The organism is Anaerobacillus arseniciselenatis (assembly GCF_001865995.1).
In the GTDB taxonomy this organism is placed as follows: domain Bacteria; phylum Bacillota; class Bacilli; order Bacillales; family Anaerobacillaceae; genus Anaerobacillus; species Anaerobacillus arseniciselenatis.
In genome coordinates, this window is the sequence record NZ_MLQQ01000044.1 from 20,902 (window position 1) to 42,961 (window position 22,060).

General features: G+C 31.7%; 24 protein-coding genes and 1 pseudogene. 19 read left to right on the forward strand and 6 right to left on the reverse strand.

The window, feature by feature from the left end:
• Nucleotides 1-138 precede the first annotated feature (138 nt).
• A pseudogene (locus BKP35_RS20150) lies at nucleotides 139-378 on the reverse strand (DUF6431 domain-containing protein); the annotation flags it as partial.
• Nucleotides 379-636: 258 nt separating this feature from the next.
• Between BKP35_RS20150 and BKP35_RS16280 the strand changes: the two are divergent.
• The 6 genes from BKP35_RS16280 to BKP35_RS16300 all read left to right on the forward strand — a co-directional run bounded on the left by BKP35_RS16280 (nucleotide 637) and on the right by BKP35_RS16300 (nucleotide 8,586).
• A complete protein-coding gene (locus BKP35_RS16280) occupies nucleotides 637-969 on the forward strand; it encodes a hypothetical protein (protein ID WP_071314439.1) in 333 nt (110 codons plus the stop codon).
• 289 nt (nucleotides 970-1,258) lie between these two features.
• Nucleotides 1,259-1,420 (forward strand): hypothetical protein, encoded by a 162-nt coding sequence (locus BKP35_RS19700; protein WP_169819246.1) that lies wholly within the window; start codon nucleotides 1,259-1,261, stop codon nucleotides 1,418-1,420.
• A 174-nt stretch (nucleotides 1,421-1,594) separates the two neighbouring features.
• Complete coding sequence (locus tag BKP35_RS16285) at nucleotides 1,595-3,424, forward strand: P-loop ATPase, Sll1717 family (protein ID WP_071314440.1); 1,830 nt, start codon at nucleotides 1,595-1,597, stop codon at nucleotides 3,422-3,424.
• Nucleotides 3,425-4,166: 742 nt separating this feature from the next.
• The gene (locus tag BKP35_RS16290; protein ID WP_071314441.1) at nucleotides 4,167-5,459 is read left to right on the forward strand and encodes a DNA methyltransferase; all 1,293 of its coding nucleotides are present in this window, start codon (nucleotides 4,167-4,169) and stop codon (nucleotides 5,457-5,459) included.
• Entirely contained in the window at nucleotides 5,441-6,745 is a 1,305-nt protein-coding gene (locus BKP35_RS16295; protein ID WP_071314442.1) for a DNA methyltransferase, read from the forward strand. Before BKP35_RS16290 ends, BKP35_RS16295 begins: the two co-directional genes overlap by 19 nt.
• Before the next feature lie 74 nt (nucleotides 6,746-6,819).
• The gene (locus BKP35_RS16300) at nucleotides 6,820-8,586 is read left to right on the forward strand and encodes an AlwI family type II restriction endonuclease (protein ID WP_071314443.1); all 1,767 of its coding nucleotides are present in this window, start codon (nucleotides 6,820-6,822) and stop codon (nucleotides 8,584-8,586) included.
• Between the two features lie 87 nt (nucleotides 8,587-8,673).
• Here the strand turns inward: BKP35_RS16300 and BKP35_RS19990 are convergent, their stop codons facing one another.
• The 3 genes from BKP35_RS19990 to BKP35_RS16315 form a co-directional block, all read right to left on the reverse strand.
• On the reverse strand, nucleotides 8,674-8,817 hold the full coding sequence (locus tag BKP35_RS19990; protein WP_245741985.1) for a hypothetical protein: 144 nt from the start codon (nucleotides 8,815-8,817) through the stop codon (nucleotides 8,674-8,676).
• Between the two features lie 731 nt (nucleotides 8,818-9,548).
• Entirely contained in the window at nucleotides 9,549-9,983 is a 435-nt protein-coding gene (locus BKP35_RS16310) for a helix-turn-helix domain-containing protein (protein WP_071314444.1), read from the reverse strand.
• Nucleotides 9,984-10,013: 30 nt separating this feature from the next.
• Entirely contained in the window at nucleotides 10,014-10,292 is a 279-nt protein-coding gene (locus BKP35_RS16315) for a hypothetical protein (RefSeq protein ID WP_071314445.1), read from the reverse strand.
• A gap of 456 nt (nucleotides 10,293-10,748) precedes the next feature.
• On the opposite strand from BKP35_RS16315, the gene BKP35_RS16320 reads away from it, so the two are divergent.
• The 5 genes from BKP35_RS16320 (at nucleotide 10,749) to BKP35_RS16340 (ending at nucleotide 13,983) form a co-directional block, all read left to right on the forward strand.
• Nucleotides 10,749-11,090, forward strand: coding sequence for a hypothetical protein (locus tag BKP35_RS16320; RefSeq protein ID WP_071314446.1), 342 nt, complete (start codon nucleotides 10,749-10,751; stop codon nucleotides 11,088-11,090).
• Nucleotides 11,091-11,523: 433 nt separating this feature from the next.
• The gene (locus tag BKP35_RS16325; protein WP_071314447.1) at nucleotides 11,524-12,306 is read left to right on the forward strand and encodes a hypothetical protein; all 783 of its coding nucleotides are present in this window, start codon (nucleotides 11,524-11,526) and stop codon (nucleotides 12,304-12,306) included.
• Nucleotides 12,307-12,365: 59 nt separating this feature from the next.
• Entirely contained in the window at nucleotides 12,366-13,037 is a 672-nt protein-coding gene (locus tag BKP35_RS16330; RefSeq protein ID WP_071314448.1) for a hypothetical protein, read from the forward strand.
• 33 nt (nucleotides 13,038-13,070) lie between these two features.
• The gene (locus tag BKP35_RS16335; protein WP_084031708.1) at nucleotides 13,071-13,394 is read left to right on the forward strand and encodes a single-stranded DNA-binding protein; all 324 of its coding nucleotides are present in this window, start codon (nucleotides 13,071-13,073) and stop codon (nucleotides 13,392-13,394) included.
• Nucleotides 13,395-13,416: 22 nt separating this feature from the next.
• On the forward strand, nucleotides 13,417-13,983 hold the full coding sequence (locus BKP35_RS16340; protein WP_071314449.1) for a Rad52/Rad22 family DNA repair protein: 567 nt from the start codon (nucleotides 13,417-13,419) through the stop codon (nucleotides 13,981-13,983).
• 307 nt (nucleotides 13,984-14,290) lie between these two features.
• Here the strand turns inward: BKP35_RS16340 and BKP35_RS16345 are convergent, their stop codons facing one another.
• Nucleotides 14,291-15,181 (reverse strand): helix-turn-helix domain-containing protein, encoded by an 891-nt coding sequence (locus tag BKP35_RS16345; RefSeq protein ID WP_071314450.1) that lies wholly within the window; start codon nucleotides 15,179-15,181, stop codon nucleotides 14,291-14,293.
• Nucleotides 15,182-15,508: 327 nt separating this feature from the next.
• On the opposite strand from BKP35_RS16345, the gene BKP35_RS16350 reads away from it, so the two are divergent.
• A complete protein-coding gene (locus BKP35_RS16350) occupies nucleotides 15,509-16,267 on the forward strand; it encodes a hypothetical protein (protein WP_071314451.1) in 759 nt (252 codons plus the stop codon).
• A 20-nt stretch (nucleotides 16,268-16,287) separates the two neighbouring features.
• Entirely contained in the window at nucleotides 16,288-16,794 is a 507-nt protein-coding gene (locus BKP35_RS16355) for a hypothetical protein (RefSeq protein WP_071314452.1), read from the forward strand.
• A 281-nt stretch (nucleotides 16,795-17,075) separates the two neighbouring features.
• Here the strand turns inward: BKP35_RS16355 and BKP35_RS16360 are convergent, their stop codons facing one another.
• Nucleotides 17,076-17,291, reverse strand: a complete 216-nt coding sequence (locus BKP35_RS16360) for a helix-turn-helix domain-containing protein (RefSeq protein WP_071314453.1) — start codon at nucleotides 17,289-17,291, stop codon at nucleotides 17,076-17,078.
• Nucleotides 17,292-17,596: 305 nt separating this feature from the next.
• Here BKP35_RS16360 and BKP35_RS16365 point away from each other — a divergent pair, with 305 nt between their 5' ends.
• The 6 genes from BKP35_RS16365 (at nucleotide 17,597) to BKP35_RS16390 (ending at nucleotide 21,908) form a co-directional block, all read left to right on the forward strand.
• Complete coding sequence (locus tag BKP35_RS16365) at nucleotides 17,597-17,968, forward strand: hypothetical protein (protein ID WP_071314454.1); 372 nt, start codon at nucleotides 17,597-17,599, stop codon at nucleotides 17,966-17,968.
• A 454-nt stretch (nucleotides 17,969-18,422) separates the two neighbouring features.
• The gene (locus BKP35_RS16370) at nucleotides 18,423-19,046 is read left to right on the forward strand and encodes a hypothetical protein (RefSeq protein ID WP_071314455.1); all 624 of its coding nucleotides are present in this window, start codon (nucleotides 18,423-18,425) and stop codon (nucleotides 19,044-19,046) included.
• A gap of 318 nt (nucleotides 19,047-19,364) precedes the next feature.
• Nucleotides 19,365-20,156: a Rad52/Rad22 family DNA repair protein gene (locus BKP35_RS16375; RefSeq protein ID WP_071314456.1), complete on the forward strand. Its 792-nt coding sequence runs from the start codon at nucleotides 19,365-19,367 to the stop codon at nucleotides 20,154-20,156.
• 50 nt (nucleotides 20,157-20,206) lie between these two features.
• A complete protein-coding gene (locus BKP35_RS16380; protein ID WP_071314457.1) occupies nucleotides 20,207-20,674 on the forward strand; it encodes a single-stranded DNA-binding protein in 468 nt (155 codons plus the stop codon).
• Nucleotides 20,675-20,747: 73 nt separating this feature from the next.
• Nucleotides 20,748-21,602, forward strand: coding sequence for a hypothetical protein (locus BKP35_RS16385; RefSeq protein WP_071314458.1), 855 nt, complete (start codon nucleotides 20,748-20,750; stop codon nucleotides 21,600-21,602).
• A gap of 27 nt (nucleotides 21,603-21,629) precedes the next feature.
• Entirely contained in the window at nucleotides 21,630-21,908 is a 279-nt protein-coding gene (locus BKP35_RS16390) for a hypothetical protein (protein WP_071314459.1), read from the forward strand.
• Nucleotides 21,909-22,060 lie beyond the last annotated feature (152 nt).

Below are 22,060 nucleotides of genomic sequence, written 5' to 3' on the forward strand. Positions count from 1 at the left end.
CTGAAATCGACGTTTCCAACGGTAAAGAGTTTTAAGAGAGAGCACTGAAACAAAAGAAGTCGTTAACCATTCAGCCAATCGACAAATAGGAACGCCCTCCATCAACCACCTTCCCAAGAATTCATAAATATGATTCGCAAACCTTCCCCATGGGAAAGTAAAACAAGGCATTAACGAAAAGGTTTTATTACAATCCGGGCATCTTCTTCGCATGATAGGAATCCGGAAGGATTGATGCTTAAGATGAATCGTTTTTTCATATTGTCCGTGTCTTCTAGTTAACCTTCCACAACATGGACAAAAGACATCTTCATCAAAGGTTTCCATGAATTTCATATACTTCTTGAAGGTAAGGGGACATTCGAGTAAAATAGACATAGTAGTGAGAGGTTATTTGTTCTCTGGGCCGCCAAGCAAAGAGGAACAAATAACCTTTTCCTTTTCTAGTTTAAGAGCCGTCAGCTCTATTGACCATTATACTATGGTCAATAGAGCTGACGGCTCTTTCTGTTTATTTCCTCCGACAAGATTAAAGGCAAACCTTCACTAAATAACGACATTAGGGCTGGCTCCGAACACAATGAATATAAGGATTATCTCGAATTAGTAATTACGTTATGCAATAACATAAAATCAATGGTAAATGTCCTTAATTCTAATTCATATATACAGTTAGTTGGTTTTATTAGTTCATTAATAACCATCATTAGTTTTTTTGCAGGTAGTGATGGTATAGAAGTTAATAATGACATTACGAATAATGTTAATAATCATCAGGAAGTTAATATTACAGAAAATAATGGAACTATCAATGTTCATATCGAAAACAACACTAATATAACAATAATTAAATCATGTGGTGGGGAAAAAGAAGTCATTATTGAGGAAAAACAAAGTATCAAAGAAGATAATTTTAATGAAAAAAATCCACTTCTTGATGTTGATTTTTCTGCTGGAGAAAGAACTTAGTGGACTATATTCGAGGTCTTAGATAAATAAGGAGAGCAGATGAAAGTAAATTTGTTGCATTTCTTAAGCGATAAAAATTTCATGGAATTTCTTAAGCATTCGATTTTGCAGCATGAATTAAAATTCTGTCCATATCATTTAGATCTTTATGTAAGGGTCACTAGTTGGACAAGACTTTCATCTTTAACAAGATCATAGAATATAAACAAAGTCATTGACGCACAGTCCAACCTAAATGTGAAATAAGAGAGGAAGATGAAAATGGCAATATAAAAAGCAAACATTCGTAATGTCAGTCATTTTTGAAGAAGAAAGTACTTACGAAGGATCAGCAGTAGAAGCTATAAACCGTATGTTTTTGGAGGATGGGGTTATCGAGTTGGAATATGAAATTAAAAGTGAGGAAATTTTACCATACGAAGATTTTATTGACGAAGATTTAGAGGATTAATTCGCAATCCAACCATACTGATACTGATATATATATGGACCTAAATTAATTAGCATAATAGATTGGGTCCTAGTGGTATCTATTAATCGGTTATATAGGCAAGTACGGATATGCAAAGGGTTGATCCTTGAAGAGAATAATCAAGTCAAAATGAAAAAGAAGGGGCATAATTGTGTGAAGAAAATTACAGTGAAAGATATTTATTCGGGAAAACCCGATGCTAAAGATGAGATAAACTTTGAAGGATTATCCGGATTTATAAAAACATTTATAGTACCTCAGAACAGCGATTTAGAGTCATTATTAACTGGTAATCATTGCTTTATTTCAGGATACAAAGGAACAGGTAAAACAGCTTTACTATTCTACTTAGATAACTTGATAAGAGAAAAAGATAGTAGTGCTTGTTCATCGTTTGTTTTCTTTAAAGAAGAATTTGCCGAACTAAAGAAGGAAGAGTTTGATAAATTTTCAAAAAGAGGATTATCATCTATTACCATTGATAAAGACACTTTGTTAAAAAATTCAGAATTTGAATATATTTGGAGATGGTTGTTTTTTAAACGAATAGTAGCAGATAATGATGGATTTAATGGGGGGTTGTTTTTAGATAATGAACAATGGTCTAATTTCACAAACATCGTATCTAAAATCAAAGGACCAATAAATATTAAAAAGAGTGTAATTCCAAATAGGATTAAATTAGCAATACCCTATACCGATCCAACCGGGGTGTCAATTGCACCTGAGATGGATGTAGACCTAAGTAAAGATTCCAAGGAGAACAATTATTCAAGCTTTGTTAAATTAGTTGATGATGCAGAGAATGCATTCTCTAAAGTAACAAAAACAGATATTCCTTATCATATCTTTGTTGATGAACTTGAAGCATATTTTGGAGATCAAGAAGTATTTAAAAGAGACTTATATTTAATTAGAGATTTAATTTTTACTATTAAAAGATTTAATTCGATTTTTTCTTCATCTACTATGAAAAATATAAAGATTATATGCTCTATTAGATCTGAAATTGTAAATGCAATTTCTAGATTCATTGTGTCTAAAGAATTAAATAAAGTTACCTCAGGTTTTGAGGTGCCATTAAAATGGAATTATAATAATACCAATTCATTTAGTCATCCAATAATGCAAATTTTATTAAGAAGAATTGCAATTAGTGAGTGTGAAGATGACGAGGGATATAGAAGTGATAAAGAAATTATTGCACATTGGTTCCCAGAAACCATTCATGATATTGAGCCTTCAAATTATGTTCTTAATAATAGTTGGAATAAACCGCGAGATATAGTTAGATTTATTATATCTGCCCAAAATAGTATTAATAGTGATAGTACCTCTTTTTCACAAGCCGTTTTTTCAAGTCTACATAAACAATATTCTCTTGACAGTTTAAATGAAATTAGGGAAGAAATGAGAGCTCTGTATACTTCTGAACAAATAGAAGACATAATCAATGTATTTACTGGATTTAAATCAATTTTTTCTGTCGAACAGTTAAGAAATAGGATAAGTAAATTTTTTGCTGATAGCGTTATGGCTACAAATTTTAATGCTGTTTTAAATGATTTGTATAGACTGGGGTTTATAGGGAACTACTTCCCTGCATCCAAAATGTATAGATGGCAACATAAGGGGGATGATAGGTTAATAATTTCAGATGAATGGAGAATCATGATACATCAAGCTCTTCAGTCTGCTTTATCTGTTGGGAAGAAGCATGATTATAGTATGAAACGTTTTGAAAAGCCGCAAATAGGTGACGTAGTTTCTTTTGAAGTTAAAGCAACATCAAAATCATTTGTTAATGGATTAATAGATTACTATGGTAAGGTGTATCCTGCATATATTCATATCAGTAAAATTGCTGACACCTATATTCATGATATAAATGATTATGTGACCGAAGGTGAGGAGTTACGAACAGTAATTACTGAGTACGATGAAAGATGGTCAAAATGGTCATTAAGAAAGATTCAAGAATAAAGATAAATAGTTGTAATTAGATTGCTACTGTTCAAATAACACTTAATTATTGCGCAGTACAACGATACTATTCAATAGATAAGTGCATGATTGCGGAAGACCATAAGCCTAATTCCTCGATAAACTTTCAAAGGGGTATTAGGCTTTTTTTCACTTTAAAATCCTTGACTTTTTTCTATGGGTAAACACGTTGACAGTAAGTGGTGATTTTCGTGGCAACTGCTGGTAAAAAACATGGCAGAGATGGTAAATTCTTGTGGCTGTAATCAACTTATCTTGTTTCCTTAATTATACAGTAGATAGACTAAAAGGCAGTGTTTATTTTACAAACGTTTATAAATTGAATTAATAATTTATTTAAACGGAATTTTAACGCTTTTATGAGTAGTCCTAAAAAATATACCTTTACAAACACCAATTAATTGTAATAAAAAAGAATATTTTCCCACTTGCTGCACACGGTTGTTGAAACAGTTGCGTTGATAGAGTTGATATAGCTTGGTATCAATTGATTTAGCAATTTTTGGTTGAATATGGAAGTGTCTTTAATGTTCAGACAAACTCTTTTAAGTGTTTTAATAAATACCGCTGCTCGGTAGGGATATTTATAAAGTTGAAATATGTAGTAAGAGAACGTACTTTCTGTTTAATCTAAAATAGTGTAAACTAGGTATATCCAATAATAGTTACAACAATTATCGACAAAAGTATAGTAAAATGCATCTAAGAGGTGTTTTTAAATATGATAGATTATAGTGTTCATGAGAAAAGTTATAATGTTCTCTATCCAGAGAATAATAATGCCACATATATCAGTCAGGTTAATTTTTCAGACGATCTACAAAAACCATTTCAACGTTGGTGCAGATATAAAGAGGGTTTCTCAATTGAACTTGTCAAAAGACTAATTAAAGAACAAGCTTTAAGAGATTCAGGTATAATATTAGATCCATTTTCTGGTAGCGGAAGTACACTGGTTGGTGCAAATGAATTAGGATATAAAGGGGTAGGTTTTGAGGTAAATCCATTTTCTTACTTTTTAAGTGACGTTAAGTTAAAAGCTTACACCACCGAAGAGGTAGAATTATTTAAATTATTATATCAAAAAGCAATACAGGAAAAAAACGAAGAGTATTTACTCCCAAGATTGTCTTTTGCGGATAAAGTATTCAACGATGAAGTTAAGAGTAAACTTATGGAAATCAAACAAAATATCGTTGATTACCAAAATGAAGGAGTAAATACAAAGGTTATTGATTTATTGAAGCTAGGTTGGTTATCTGCGATAGAGGAGTTATCTAATTACAGAAAAGCAGGTAATGGCTTGAAGAAGAGAAAGTTAAAGAAACCTATTATTCTTACAGAAGAGGATGTTTACTACAAATTAGATAAAATATATTCATGTATGTATTCAGATCTTATTTCGAGCAAGCTGAAGCGTAATGTGAGCCTGTATAATGATACTTCTATTACCATGGATAAGTATGTTGAAAACGATAGTGTCACAGGAATTATTTTCTCACCACCTTATGCAAACTGCTTTGATTATACAGAAATATATAAATTAGAATTGTGGTTTGGTGATTTTGTTTCTGATTACGCGGATTTGAAAGTATTGAGAAAGTCTTCATTGAGATCACATCTTAATGCGAACTTAAAAGAAGATAATGAAAACCTTTATACTATTCCTTTGTTGGAGGAAGTTTTAAATAAAGTAGGTGAGAAAGAACTATGGGACAAAAAAATCCCAATTATGTTACGATTGTATTTTCATGACATGTTTAGAATCATTGAAAAGTGTTATTTTGCATTAGAAAAAGGTGGATTTTGTAATATTGTGGTTAGTAACTCTTCTTATGGTGGAGTTGTAGTTCCAACCGATTTATTGTTTACAATTTTCGCCGAAAAGGTTGGGTTTGAGATAAACAGAATAGAAGTTGCACGTTATATAATTACAAGTTCACAACAGTATAACATTACAAAAGAACAAAAAAACTTTTTAAGGGAAAGTGTTATATGCTTAAAGAAGAAGTAGTAAAAAAGCAATTAGAAGAAGTTATAGAAGTTGTAAATTTACCAGTTGATATAGAAAATGGTAGAACATACTCAATAAATCAACCAAATCCAAACTCGTATACACACGGGTATTTTAAATACCCTTGTAAATTTATTCCTGAGATACCAAGATGGGTTATGAAAAAGTATGCTGGAGAAGGTAATGCAGATATTTTAGATCCTTTTAGTGGTAGCGGGACTACCTTATTAGAGGCTGCTATAAACGGACATAATGCTTATGGAACAGAAATAGATAATTTTGCGAAGTTATTAATTAAAGTTAAAACTACTCCATTAGATATGACAGAAATTGATTATATAAGAGAGTGGATAAATAAATTGATTCAACAATATCAAGAATCTTATATGGATTATAAAAATCCTTTTGTTCCACGAATTAGTAACCTTTATCATTGGTTTTCTGAAAAAAATGTTCAAAAACTTGGACTTATTAAAAGTGAAATAAGTAAATTAGAAAATCAAAAGATTGTAGATTTTTTAAGTGTGTGTCTGGCAAGTTCAATAAGGAAATGCTCGAATGCGGATGATGTATCACCTAAACCGTATGTATCTAATAAGATTGAAAAAGTTGCTTCCAATCCATTTGTGTTTTTTCCTGCTGTTGTAGCAAAATATTTATCCTCAATGAAGAAACTTTCAGTATTTGCTCATAGTAATACGATAGGGAATGCGGAGTTGTTAGATGGGGATGCATTAAATATTAAAACAGAATTTAAATTTGATATTGCAATCACTTCTCCTCCCTATATAAATGCATTTGATTATGCAAGAACACTTAGACTAGAAAACCTATGGTTGGAATTAGAGTCAGAAGAAACAATTAGAAGTAAGAAAAGAGAATATGTTGGTACTGAGAATATTGTAGCTAAAAAAGAACAAGAAGACTTATCTATTTTAGATTTCAGTGAAAAGCTTAAAGATGTATATTATAGTATCGAGCCGATCGATAAAAAGAGAGCTATTATTGTTAAAAAGTTCTTTGAAGATATGAGAAAAAACTTGATAGAAGTTAAAAACGTCTTAGTAGATGAAGGAAAGTATTGTATTGTTATCGGTGATAGTACGATAAGAAAGGTTATTGTTGAAAGCTGGAGTATTATTTGTGACATAGCGGAATCGGTTGGATTCCAATTAGATACTTATTTTAGTTATGTTATCCAGAATCATTACTTGAGAATTCCAAGAGGAAAACAAGGCGGAAAAATAAATAAAGATTATGTTATTGTTTTGAAAAAGTCTACCTAACTTATTAAAGTGGTAGGCTTTTTTTACTATGTGATGTTATAATTTGTAATATATAACCATTCAGGAGGCTATTTATGGTACAAAAAAATAGAAGTAAAGAGATATGGCTTGTTCCGAAGCGTGGAAGCCTTCATCAAACTATTTGTTTAATAGAGTCGTTAATCAATAGGAATTACGATCAGACACGATGGAATGAACAAAAACAAAACAATCTTGGAAATGATTTAAGAAAACGTGGTGCAGTTAGAGCAAAGAGATCACCCTCTAATCAATCAATTCGTACACTTCTTGCATCGGTTCCACAGTATTTCGGTTTACTATATATAGATAGTAGTACTACGCCGAATACTGTAAAACTAACTGATTCTGGAAAAAAGCTATATGACTATCATAAAAATAATATCAAAAATATTGGTACTTTAGGTGATGGTCAGAAAAGTGGTGAGTTGATTGAGACCTCTCCTATTATTCTTGAGCAATTCGAAAAACTACAAATAACCAATCCTATTATATTGAAGGATTGTGAAAATATTCTAGTTTTTCCGTTTAGAGTAGTATTAAGACTGTTGCTTGAATTAGGGTATCTTGATCGTGAAGAATTGGCCTATTTTGTATTCTCTATAAGGGGCGAGGATGAAATCCCACTTGTTATAAATAACATCAAAAAGTTTAGGAAACAAAATAAAGTTGATAGGGATACTGATATTAAACTGTTCAGAGGAACACATATTGGTAATATAACACTTGTAAAGGCTCCTTCTGCTTTATACTTTGAGAATTTATGCCATAATACAGGCATAATTGAAAAAGTTAAAGTTCAGATACCGAATCCAGGTAGTTCAAATAAGGATAAAAAGTCAGCAATAAAGATTAAAGCAGGGAATGAAACTTATATTAAGGAAATTCTTAACAATAAATATAAGGGTGCAGAGGTCTATGATTTTGGAAATAGATTAAGGTTATGGATTGATTATATCGGAAATCCCAAAAGACTGATACCACCCAGAGATATCAGTCTTGTAAATAAAAGTAATGGTAGCATAATAATGACTGTTGAACAGAATGGAGTAATGTTGACAGGTGATTTAGTTGAAAAAGATGTTGATTTAATTGCTCCTATGTTCTTAAGAGAAGATTATGATATTGTTCTCATGAGTCCGAAAGATGGTAATACTTTGAGTAGGGTTACGATTACTCCCGATTTTTCAGTAGATAGTTATGATTTTAGTGTTACTGCTAATGTCGGGAAAATTGAATCTATAAATGACATTGCTACCAGTATTATTAAGCATTCAGCTTCAAAGACCTTTGATAGCAACTACTCTTCTTACTTAGGAATTATTGAGAATATTATTGGAACAGACTTAATTCATAATAAGAACCTTAGAGGTGCTTATTATGAATTTCTATACTACAAGTTATTAGATTTACTTAGAGAAGAAGGGATAATTGATGATGTATTTTGGAATGGTAGAATTGGGCAATTTGGACTCCCGAGACCCGCACCTGGTGGAAAGACTGGTACACCAGATATTGTATTTATGATAAATAATGAATTCTTTATTCTGGAATTGACTACTATAAAACCAAAATCTACACAATTTAGTGCAGAAGGTTCTTCTGTTCCAGATCATATAAAGTTATTTTCAGAGGATAATAGTGGAAGTGTTGTAAATGGTATATTTTCTGCGCCTGCAATTCATGAACGGAATACATCTGCTATGCAGGCTATACTTGATCCTCTAGGTATAAATTTAAAATGTGTTGTTGATCAGGATTTAGTTTCTTTATTGATTTCTAAAGATAGAAACCGTATTTACAATCAATTGAAAAGGAAATAATGGAAAAGGCCGTGATTTCGTTCAAAAACTCATGGCCTTTTTAATTTGATATAAAATGAGATAATAAAATTCCAACTTCCTCTAAACTTATTTTCTTCCCATTACTGTAGCTTTTGGAAAATTTACTCTTATATCATGGATTGGAATTTCCTTTTTAACCCAACGAATATCTTTAATAATAATATTACCGATTTCTTTATTCCAACCCTTTTCTTCATTTGGAAAATGCAATTGTAATAAAAAGTCTCAAAGTTTTTGCACCATTTGAAACACCATATTTTTTCCAACACACCTTAGTTGGTTTTACTTCGAACCTCTCGAATATACAATATCTCCGTAATAATCTACTTTTCTTCTCAACAAAAAAGATTGGTTCACCCTTATCTACAGCTTTAAAACTGTTTCTTCTTAACCAAACACCAGACGCATGAAAAAAGATATACTGTTTACTGATAATATTTTATTCCAATTATGATTAGTTATGCAGATAACTCCTCTTCTAAATTCCAATTTTCTACACTCCGAACGAAATTTTTTCTTAATATATAGTGTATTGTTGAATTGATGAAAATGGTTAGATAATTAAATAAGTTGCAGCTCTTCTGCAGAGAAGAGAAGTTATGTTAAGGAGCCAGTACTTTATACATTCTCTTTATTAGACCCATAAATATTAGACAATTGGTATGTCCTAACCATATCATTCTTATATGGTTAGGACAGAGGCACCTGCACTTAGATATATGAGTACTTCTTTAACTTATAGTGGCACATCACTTTTCGGCCCTAAAACAACACAAATAATTACTACGTAAAATGTGCAATTTATGCACTTATCTCTTGACCTCTTCATTATACAAGTCTAATTGGGGTACCGTCAGAAAAATGCGGATTTACAACGCTAAACCCATTTTCCTGACGCTTCCCCTTTATTAAACAAATTTATTTTAGCTGAAACGTGCAAATTATTGCCAAGGTAAGCGTCCTTTAACATTTACATCTAATAAGTCTTGATGTGTCTGAACTTTATTTTCTTGCTCAAGTTTACGTATTGACCGTAATATAGTAATTCTAGAGTACTTTAGTTGATCACTAACTTCGTTGATAAAATCTTCCTTGTTCATTCTATATTCAGCTGGATACCTGTCTTTTATAAACTTTTCGATAGTAGTGACTATTTTTTCTGAAACATTGTTGTTTTTAGTTACAGTTAATGTTGATGCTATTTCAGACGCTTCAAATTCCTTTTCATCTAGTCTACCCTGTATATCCTCTAACTTTTGCAGAACACTATCTATATTTTCATCTGGATTTTCATTTTTTAATTGAGTAATAGCTTCTGATATATCAACCTTTATGCCCTTACTTGTTTCAACAGTTTCTTGTAAAGTTTCTTTCAAGCTATCAATGTTTCGAATATCTAAAGATAGCTATTGATATAGATCGTAAGATTCTCTGTGAAGTGCTTCTAGTTTTTCAGCGGTATCTTTGATCTCCAATATGCCATTTCTTTGCCCAGCCACATTTACTAATGTGATCACGATTGCAACTACTGCTAAGACGATGGATATTCCAGTAGCAACATTGTTTAAGGTAGTTCCTGATGACTCAGTTCTCCAATAAAAATTTCCAATCACAAATATTAATGTAATAATACATATAGCAATAACATAGATAAAATCTTTCTTTTCATACTTATACTTACTCATTGCACACCTCATTTTCAATAGATATTACCACATTGCTATATTATACCATTTACAAGTTTTATAGGCGATACGTCGTCACAGCGTCAATTATTGCACTGTACAGTAGGGGAACACCCACACCCTTCACGCATCCTTCGTTCCCCTCAACCCCCAATGTACTCATCACGCCCTTCTCCTTTTCCCCACCATAAGCAGCGCGCAAAAGATCCCACTCCCAAACCGACATAAAATAAGTACGTACAAATGGAATTACTACGTGGGAATGAAATAAGTACGTAGTAATAAAACATAAAAGATCGTAGCTGGAATAAGAAGCGGAGGGAAGAGTGAGAGGGGAAAATATGATTGGTTGTTCCCCTAGTGTATTGTACAGGTAATTGGTGTGTAGTATAATGGAAGTGGATAATATTGGTTGTTTGGGTGGATATTAAACTAGTAGAAAGGATGGGGAAGTGAATGGATAAGAAGCTGTATTTAGATGTCAATCTTTTTCATGACTATTACGATTCTGGTTGTGGTAATCCTTTTGACGAGGTGGAAATCAGAGATTTTTGTTTGAAGTACACACACTTATTTACTCATGCTGCCCAACAAGTAAACACAGATTGTGACGTTTGTAAGAGCGATACTGGAATGTCCTATGCTTACATATTTAACTTTTACGATGATGAAGAGGATTATAAGTTAGTAGCATCGATGGTAAGTGGGCTACCAAGTTTTGAAGATTTTGAAGAGGAATTGGCTCAATTAGCGATTATTCCATGTACAGAGTGTGGCCGTTGGCAAGTGACACATTAAATAAATAATAAGAATTGATTATTGGAATTAAGAAGGGGACTAAAAGTCCCCAAGTTTTAATAACAAACGTACTAAATTCACCATTAAACGAGCTGTATCATTTTTTTGAACAAATATAAGAAGATTAAAAGATTTTTTATTATACATTAATTTTCTCAACAAAAATACCTCCTTTTTTTAGCTGCAAAAAGGGAGAATTGCGATTTTTTGCAACTTTGGAGGTATATTTCAGATCCGTTTTTCGATTCGGAAGATAAAAATATGTTCGTTAGTTTGTAAGTTCACATGAGTTGATCAACTTAAATATCAGTCATTAATAATTTAGATTCGATCATTTTTATAGATTACACTCGTAAAAAGTCCATTAAGTAACAATTTACTAGGGAAGAAAATCTAAAAAAATTACCTTTAACAAAAGGAGAAAGGAGGAGAAATGTCCGAGCGTTTATCTTTAAAGTTAGTTATTCAATGGTTTGTTCTATATAAACTGAAGAATATCCCACTTACCATGCAAGAACTATACAATGCTCTTGAAAATGAATCTTCTCCACCGACAAAGCCAGGTATGACACGTCGATCTTATTCAATTGATAAAGTTTATTTACATGTTAAAGAATTGTGCGATAAGGGCGAAGTTGTTGAAGTGAAGGGGGAAGGCGTGGCTTCTTACTCCATTACAAAGAGTGGACACCAGGAAGAAATAGAACGTCGTAATGATCTTAAAAGTAGGATTAGCGTTACCTTACACGCACTTGAGGTCATGGAGTTAGACCTAATGATATCTTCTAAAAAGCTACAGGTACAAATGGTACCGCAAGTGGATCGCGAATTTTTACGATCGCTAATTTCAATAAAAGATGTTGTTCGATATTTCATTATTGACGAGCTGCAGCAAGAAAGTCCTCTCTCCATGAAGGAGCTTTATAAGCGAATGGACAATCGTTATGGCTGGGTTTGTAGCAATACGTATTTCCATTACGTTGGCCGTAATGAACTTTGTGAGGGCGTCAATGAATACAATAAACCTATTGAAGTAGAAACGCTTTTAATCGACAAATGGGAGCGAATACACACTCGTCAACAATCAAGAGTGTATAGTATTTCTGATCTTGACCGAGCGCTTCAATGGAAGGAACGCTTTGTGGAAGATGCTATTTATTCAGTTAAAGCTGCTAAAGTGTTTGTAAAAGGTGTTTTAGATTTGCTGAAAACATAATCTCGAGGTTTCCTTCTGTTAATTATTAAAATTAATTTAATTAAAGATCGAGGTGTTAAATGAATTTTTATAAAGAAATTTTGAGAAAAGTGAGAAATCTAAAAGTTCATATTTCATCTCCTATCAAAAATAATGGAGATATTAGGTTAGTAAGAATTACTAGATTAGCTAAAGATGGTTTTACTATTAATCCATATTTTTCATTTAAAGAAAACGCTTATACTCACTCCGGTAAATTTATTGATGTAACAATAAAACATTTAGATACTTTCATAGAAAAAGTAACTAAATCGAAGGTTATTATTCCTGATGATACGGTGAACTTATTTGAAGGTTGCCATTGTTTCTGTTACAAATTTGATCTAGATCAAGCAAAGCAATCTGGAAATCTATATTTTCGTGAATGGGATAAAGCGAACATAGCATATTTACCATCTGATGAAGTTGTATGGGTTAATAATATTAGGTGTACAAAGCATTCCCCCCTTGGGACACACCGTTATGTTAACCATATTACGGCTAAATATATTAATCCTGATAATGGAGAGCAAGTTGAAATGTTTAAAGAATTAACCGCAGATATTGATTGGGTTAAGATGCCTCTATCTTTAGCGGTAAAAAGAACTGATAAACATTTAATAGATAATAAAAAGGTCGATGAACAAATAAGTCAGATTTATTTAACAAAAGAACAAATTAATAAATTAATTTCTAATAAGTTTATATTCTAACATTATTTATATAATTTATTCAGGAGGGTGGTCATGGCAGACATTAATAATATTGTGTTATCTGGACGCCTAACAGCTGATCCAGAACTTAAATATATTGATAAGGGACAAAGTAAAGTAGCTGTGTGTCGTTTTTTTCTTGCTACTGAAGATCCGTATGGTAAGACAAGCTTTATTCCAATTATCGTTTGGAGAAACTATGCTGAAGCGGTAGCAAACTATTTAACGAAAGGGCAGGAAGCTACAGTTGTTGGAAAGATTCAAAGTAGGCAAGATAAAGAGAACAATCGTACATTTATAGAGATATATGCGAATGAAGTGAAGTATGGACCGAAGGTATCTGCTGAACAAGCGTAACTTAGAAAGGAGATTAAGTAATATGGATCATAATGATACCTTTAGAGAACTAATGAATAAATTAAGGGCTCCTTTTCCTAAAGAAGTGCAGCAACCACGTAGCGATGGTCACGGTACTTATATCCCTATCGCTTATTATCTTGAAAGACTAAATGAAGCAGCTGGGCAGCATTGGTCACACGAGCGAGTAGGGGAGCCTGTTTTCTATGACCAAGATCGACTTGTACATACCGTTGTTAAAGTCACCATATTGGGCCGTTCTCATCATGGTGAAGGCTTTTCTAAATACCAGGTAGATACTTCAGGAAAAATGATTAACCGCCACTATGCTATTCGCTCAGCGACCAAAGATGCGATTAGAGATGCCTTAACGTTTTTTGGAATGAAACAAGACTCACTAAGTACCGATAAAAGGAAAGAGGTAAATCCCAAAATTACAAAGGTTGATCCTCAACTCAACTCTGAAAGAACTTGTATTAAGTGTAATAAAGAACTTTCAATAGAGGAAATAGAAAATCTTCTTAACTTACAAATTAAGTTTGACTATTGTACTGAGCATTTACCAAAGCATTTGAGAAAAAAGAAGTAATGTTGGAGTGAATTAAATGTTTATTGAGTATCGTTGTCCAATATGCGATTGTATTGAATGGCATATTGAAATAATCCCAAAAAAGCTTTGTCCTAATTGCGAGGAAGTGATGGAAGTTATTGAAGAATAAAGCAAGTTACGACTTGAAGTAATGTAGATAGGGTGGCGTTAGATATATTTTCTAACACACCCTATTAAAATTTGTTCAAAACTAGTAAAACAAAAATATTAATCTACTTATATTTTATGGTAGCCACTCATTCCATCTGTTAATATTTACTAAACAATACAAACAAACCCATTATTGTTATAAGTAATCTCCCTTTAATTTAAGAAGAATTTCTAAATGTAAATTTTTATCTAACAACCTAAAAAAGTATTCCGCTTGCTTAAAGCAATTAGATATTTCATTATGAGTACGATTTAACTTCTCATAGCACTGTCCTTGATAGTAAAAATAGTTGCCTAAAAATGACATATTTCTAAGTTCTTTTGATTTTACTATTGCCTCATGTATTAATTTCAACGCAACAGTATATTCACCATTGTCATATACCGTTTTTATTTTATTAAACATTACTTTTAATAAAAAAGTATCGTAATTATCTATTGTTGATTGTTTCCTTTTGGAGTTATTAGAAGTGATCTTTTTGTAATAAAATAATGCCTTTTGATATTCATTATTTTCAGCATAAATAAATGCAATATTATTTATAATTCTTTCTCCAAGAAAATCTTTTTTTAATAATAACTTATACTTTTTATCCAAAATATTGATTAATGCATTTAAGCATTGTTTATAATCTACTTTCTTCAATTTATAAGCGCTAATTGTATTTTGCCAAGTTAAAAATAACGAGAACCAGGTAACTTCATTGACATTTAATTTCTCGATCTCTAATAAAGTCAACTTATACACCTTATCAAACTGTTGACTTGAGTTAAATCCCTCAATATCAGAGACAATTTGAGCCATATAATCATAGTTTTCTTCCAATATCAGATTTAAGAAATAGTTTAATGGAATGTTTAGTTTTAAAGCAATTAAATATAGAACTTCTAATGAAGGGTTTATAGAACCTTTTTCAATTTGACTTATAGCTGATTGGGAACAGATATCCTTGCATAGCTCCGCTTGAGTTAGTCTTAAGAGTTTTCTTTGTTTAACTATTGTTTTACCTATAGCCCTTAAATCCATGTGCAACACCACTCTAAAGCATATTTTTTAAATACTATTAACTTAAGGAGGGTAGAAAAAATGAAAAAATTTCTAAGTCTAGCAATCGTTCTTGCTGTATTAGCTGGTGGGTTTCAAACCTATTCTCATGAAAGTTTTATAGAGTACTTGCCAAATGATTTACCTTATGAAGTATAAAACTATTTGTTCTATTTAATCACAATTTGGATGATTTGGATATAACGAAGCTATTGAGGAGGTGTTGCTTATATGAATTTTGTCATTAAGAAATAATAAGCTTTCTGATTTTTTTAGAGTAATAAATTTCATATTGGAGGTAATAAAACAATGAAAAAAATCATTTCTTTACTTTTAACATGTTTACTTTTTATTTCTATGTCATTATCAATACAAGCTCAAACTACTGAAGAACATCAATCCAAAAGATATATTATTAAAGGTGATGTTATTGTCGATACTGACACTGACAAAAAATATGGTTCTCCACATAAATTTGATGAGGATGGCAAAAAGGTTAAAGCCTCTCTTGAAGAATTCAGAGATGTATTAAATGAAAAAGATAAAACTGATAAGGCTAAGGAAAAAGAAGAAAAGGAAAAAAAAGAAAAAAAAGATGAAGAAATAAATAGTATTAATGAATTTGGTCTAGTGAGCCCTATGATAAATATTCAAAAAAGTTATGAAGAAACTTCTTCTACAACATACTGGGGTGATTCTTTCCATATAAGTGCATGGCTTAGTTGTCCTTCCGGCGGAACTGATTGTACTATTGAATCAAGTGTCGGATGGTCAGTCTCAGAAGAGTTTGGTGTAAATGTTGAATCTGGATGGAAAGACTATATTAAAGCTGGGGTAAGCTTTTCGTGGAATACAACAGTGACACGTGGGACTGTATATACAATACCATTAGAACCCGGAAAAGCAGGTAGAATACGCTTTATGCCTTTGTCTAATGTTACTTACGGAAATTATCTTGAAACGATGGATGGTATAGTAATATATGATGAGTCTATCAGAGCACAGTCACCTGCTTCGGTCCCAATGACTGGTGAACCTGATGGATGGTATTATGTTGAATATTATTAAGAAAAATTAGGTAGTATTTTATGAATAACTTAATTAAACAGATATTATTACTTTGTATTATCTCTATACTAGTGAGTTGCAATTCCGAAATTTCTAATCAAAATACAGCGAAAACCAATAATACACCAACATTTAATACTATTGACAGTGCTTTAGAAAACTATGCTAAAGTTGAATCTATTAAAGTAACTATGTTGCTTTTATATACCTCACTAGATGAGAAACTAGTTGTCTCTAAACACAATAATAATGATATTTATACTATAGGTGAAATTGTAAAGACTGATAATAATAAGTTTTTTATTCGGAGAATTACTCCTTACAGTTCCTTGGATATTGGAGGAAAACTCAACCTTATCACCCACAAGGAAAACAAATATGAGGTGAAATTTTCAAAAAAAATCGATAGTAATAAACATTATATACCTGTGGCCGGAAGTGATTTTTATTTAAAACTTACATTAGATTCAACTCCTCAACAAAATGCAATAAAGCATTATGAAGTTATTCTTAACTCAAATAAATAAGAAAATAAAATCAATAAAGAAAACTACTTAATTATTTATGTAGAAACTTCCAAGTAGTTTAAACAAAATAATAATTCACATAATGAAAAAAGGGAGCTGCTCTCTTTTTTCATTATGTAAGTAATTTCAGATTAGCAGGAAGTCAAAAATTGAATTTACTATATAAACTTATATGAGTATAAGTTTTTGTTTAAAATATTTTCTATTGTACCTTCTTCCATATTCAATATGCTGAATGTTACTTCTAGGTATTCTTCGTTATCTCCGGAGAAGTTCTAGGATCAAAAATCCTCGTAATCCACATCATAACCCGCTTTTCGTAACGTTTTAATAATTTTCTTCCAATTTTTCATAGAACAAGAATATTCTTCGGATTTCGCTAACCTACTAATAGTATTTCGGTTTACTCCGCTTTCTTTCGCTATTTCTATTTGCGTAATTGAATTTTTATCAAGAAACTTTCCGAACTTTGATCGCTTCTTGCCGAGCCCAAACATAAAATATCATCTCCTTAACTTATTCATTAGCAACATTATCGACCAATAAGTTGTCCTTTAATCACAAAAATGTGATTTTTGCTAAAAAAGTGTGCATATTGGACAAGCAGTACAAAATATCATGAATTAAGAAATAAAAAAGGAGGAAACGCAATGACAAAGGACTTAGCTTTTTATCTACTAAATAACGAGAATGTGTATTTATCTGATGAAGGGAAGCGATATTTAAAAGATTTACTAGAAAATCAAGCCATTCATGAAGTTAAGTAAAACTAAATGATGTCTAATTAAAATGGAGGAAAAACATGTATAGACCAGCTGTACAATATGATGATGATTATCGTACGTTTGTAAGTGAAGTATCCAAATCGACCCAATTAGATCGTCAACAAATTATTAGAGCTGCACTATTTATAGCTGCCCATTCACTCGAATATCAAATGCTACTAGTACCTTACTTAAAAGAACATATGAAATTACCAATACCTAACTGGACGGTGGATGATCATAATATGTGGTTAAATCAACCGATTGATCCAAAAAAGGAGAATGATAAGAGTGGCCATAAAAAAGAGATATCCGAATATAAATCAAGTATCTCCAACGAACCTAAAACAGAGTTACCAATCAAATATGTCTTCAAACAACAAGGCGGTATCAAGTTTAAAGTTGGATAATAAAGATATTTTCTATGCCTCATTAATGATCATTATTTTTATCATCTTTTAATAAATTGTAAAGTTTAATATAAATTTATTCTTAAACGGGAACCGATGGTTATGGTTCTCGTTTTTCTATTTTTAATAATTAGTTATCCTCAATGTATTTAGAATTAGAAAATTATAGATATTTATATTGATGTATTTATCACTTCTTTTTATCTACAGGCAAATTATACTTTTTTGCTAAATCTATACAACGTTTTGCTAACTTAGCAGCTTTCTCTTTAGATATTTTTTTATCCATAATGAACCTCCCATAGCTTTTAACAATCATTATTACCATCTTTAATAAAAATATACATATCTACCTCCCTATCAGAATATGAATTTATAAAACTGGAACAAAAGGAATGTGTCCTAGACTTAAGATTTAATTTTTTAATAATTTACGGATAGGTGAGGGGTAAATATGAGAGCTACAAGGTCAGATAAAAAGAAAGATATTAAACCTATAGTTGGTATTGAAATTTATGAATGTCTATGTCGTTTAAGTTACATTACCAATACACCCATTAAAGACGTTGGTGAAAATGTCATTAAAGAAGGACTAGCGAATATAAACGTTATTGAATATTTATCTAAACACTTTAAAAGAGACTATTGGCATGGGGAGACATTGTTACGATCCCTAGATAAAAGTCATTTATTTAATTCGAGGTCTTTAAAAATTGAAGGTAACAAAAAGAGGGTATCTTTACGTTTTGAACAAAAATCATATGAACATTTATCGGATCTTGCTTATACACTAGATTTAACGGTTTCTAGTGCAACCTCACTTCTTTTAGATGCAGCATTAAAAAATTCTAAAATCGTTCATCGCTATATTGAAACATATATTAATTCTAACCTTGATCCTAATCGTAAACAGCAGTTAAAAGCCGTTTTAAAATTTATGAATAAAAATAATCTTTACGAAGAAAAAATTACTTTAGGTCTTCTTATTAATATGATCGTAGAGGATTTTATGGACAGCTCATTAAATATCAAAAGTGCTATTAATAAATTTATTGATGATCTACTCAGTGAAGATTAAAAGGCAAATTAACGCGAGTTATAATAATATAAATAATATTAAGCTATGAAGTCTACACTAAAAGAATTGATTAATTAAACACCAATTTTGATAATTTTAAATATATTCATAGATACATTATTGATTGCACATGAATATTTCGATATAATTGTTGTATAAAGTTTATTATTTGCTCTCTGAGCCTGATTACCAAGATAAAAGCCCTATCGGGTGGCATAGATTTCTTAGAAGAAGTCTGTCCACAAATCCGATGGGGTTTTTTGTCGTGGTCAGAAAGATAATAAACTTTATCATTACACACACTTAGGAGGAATTTTTATGAAAGAACTACACACTGATGAAGTTTTTCAAAATTTAGGAGCGCCATTTTCATCTGATGAAATTGAATGGAGAGCTCAACAGGTATTTGAAGGGAAGAATGGCAAACCACCAAAAGCTCTTATTGTTCCTTACGTACAATCAAGGGCCATTATGAATAGGTTGGATGAAGTTGTAGGTTGGGACCGTTGGGAAAATGTTGTTGAAGAACTTCCAGGTGGAGGTATTCTTCAAGGTATTCGTATTTGGATTTCAGAAACCCGTTCTATAACGAAATGGGATGGAGCCGATCGCACTAATATAGAAGCTACAAAAGGAGGTATCAGCTCAGCATTTAAAAGAGCTGCGGTACTTCTGAACATTGGTAGGTATCTTTATTCTGAGGATGCAAAATGGGTAGATATAACCCCTCAAAAAGCAACTCCTAGCGATGAATACATTTCTGATAAAAAGAAGAATATTTATGGATATTTTACTCCACCTTCTTTAGTTCAGAAAAATCAACAAAGACAACACAGTCCAGCACAATCAAAACAATCACAACCTAAGGAGCAACAAATACCATCAGGCATGATTCAATGCACATTCAAGAAGTTGGTAGATTACAACACACATTTGGAAGTAATTTTAAGTGATGGTAGTGGTAGCAAAGCTGTTCTTTTTGCTATTGATGGTGTAAAAGACCGTATCCGTTCGCTTAATTTTAAGGATGGTGACGTTCTTGCTGTATCAACCGAAAAGGACGGTGGTGGAAACTTTATCATTAACGATGTGATCAAAGTTGCTGCTTAAACGTTATTAATTATTAATCTATTACATTACACATTTAGGAGGAATTTAATATGTTAAATCGCGCGCAATTTTTAGGAAATCTTACAAAGGATATCGAACTTAGAAAAACGGCATCTGGAAAGCCTGTTGCTAATTTAGATATCGCATTAAATTACTATGTTCAAAGTGAGAAAAAGACAGAGTATGTACAAGTTGTGGTCTGGGATAAGCAAGCAGAAGATGCAGCTAAATATCTGTCTAAAGGAAGACAAGTCTATGCCGAAGCAAAAGTCGTCGTACGTAAAAGAAATCTTGAAGGGAAGAATATCTCGATCCCTGAATTCCATGCAGAGAAGGTTATTTACTTAGGATCTTCTTCTAATAATCAAAATGGAAGTGGACAACACGTACCGAATGATTATGAGCAACAAGGTTATGGACAGCAAAATTCAAATCCATTTGGCTCTTCTTATAACGATGGTGGATTTGGACAAAATTACAACGGTAACGCTGATCCGAACTATCCGTTTGGACGCTAATAGAAATTATGAAAGAGAGTTGCTACCTAGTAACTCTCTTTTCTTTACATTTAATAATAGGAGGAGAATTAATATGGGAAAAAAAGATACAAACATCTGCAATGAAAAACCAGTAGTTATAGGTGCAGCTAAGATGATGGAAGACGTATTTGAAAGTGGTTTATATAAGGAAATGAAGACTGCTGATAATAAACTAGAAACAATTAAGAAAACTCTTAAACAGCAATTTGAAGATGGGGATCTTAAACGGTATGAATTACCTCATAACTTAATTGCGAAATTTGTTTCTGTTCCAATCTATGAAACGGATGAGGAAGGATTAAAAGAATTTCTTGATGATTATGGATTGTTGCCACAAACCGTGTCATTGAAGGAAAAATCAATTAAAGGTGCTGACATTCTAGCTCAACTAAAAGCCTTTCAAAAGCCCAAAGAATACTTTGCTCAGTTCTATCTGAATAAAGAGGGGAAAAAGCATCTTGATAAAGAAGAGTATACTTTTATAGAGGATATCGATCATTTGGCATCTGAATTTTTAAATCAGAAAACTTTATTTGAGGATCGTCAAATGAGTTACAATAAAATAATGGAAAAAATAACAAAATGTCCTTTTCTTCGACAATCTCTCACATTGAAATCTACCTACGGAACTTGTAAACTAAGAAATAAGGAGATAGAATTTTATAACAATTCTATTTATGATCACTTTGGTAACGAGTTCCTTATGAAATATGGTAAAGTTTCAATGAAAACTATTGACGACTTTATTGCAAAAGGATACTTTTCTCCAACGGAAATTAAAAGTTTTAGGAAGATTAAAGATATTAGTTTACGCTTTGTTGTAATGGAAAAAGATAGTGAAATAAAACAATCTGAATTTTTCCATCAACAAATGATTAGAAGATCTCAAATCCGACGGTTTGCATAAAATCTTGTAAATTAGGAGGCAAAGGGCGTGATATCCAACCTACACCCATTACATGACGATGTGAACATAATAAATATTTCACTCAGTAAGAAAACACCTTACTTCTATATGCTTGTTGATTACGGTAATTGTTATTTGTGTTTAAGATCAAACCGTATTAACTATGATTTAGAAATAGTTAAGCAAATCGGTAAGGATAAAATATCTCCAGAAGAAGCAAAACCACTACTTGAAACTGGAGAGAATTTTTTTAAGCACATAGATGCTTCCGTTCAAAAGTATTTAGAAAAGTTCGGAATTGAATAAAGATTACACTTAGGAAGACTCTTATTTTTACCTATTTAGGTGCGAATGTAAGGGTCTTTTTTTATTTACATTAAATTACACTTAGGAGGATGTTTTATGACATATACAAAGCAAAGTACTAAAGATAAGGTGAAGGAAGCTTGTGAACTACC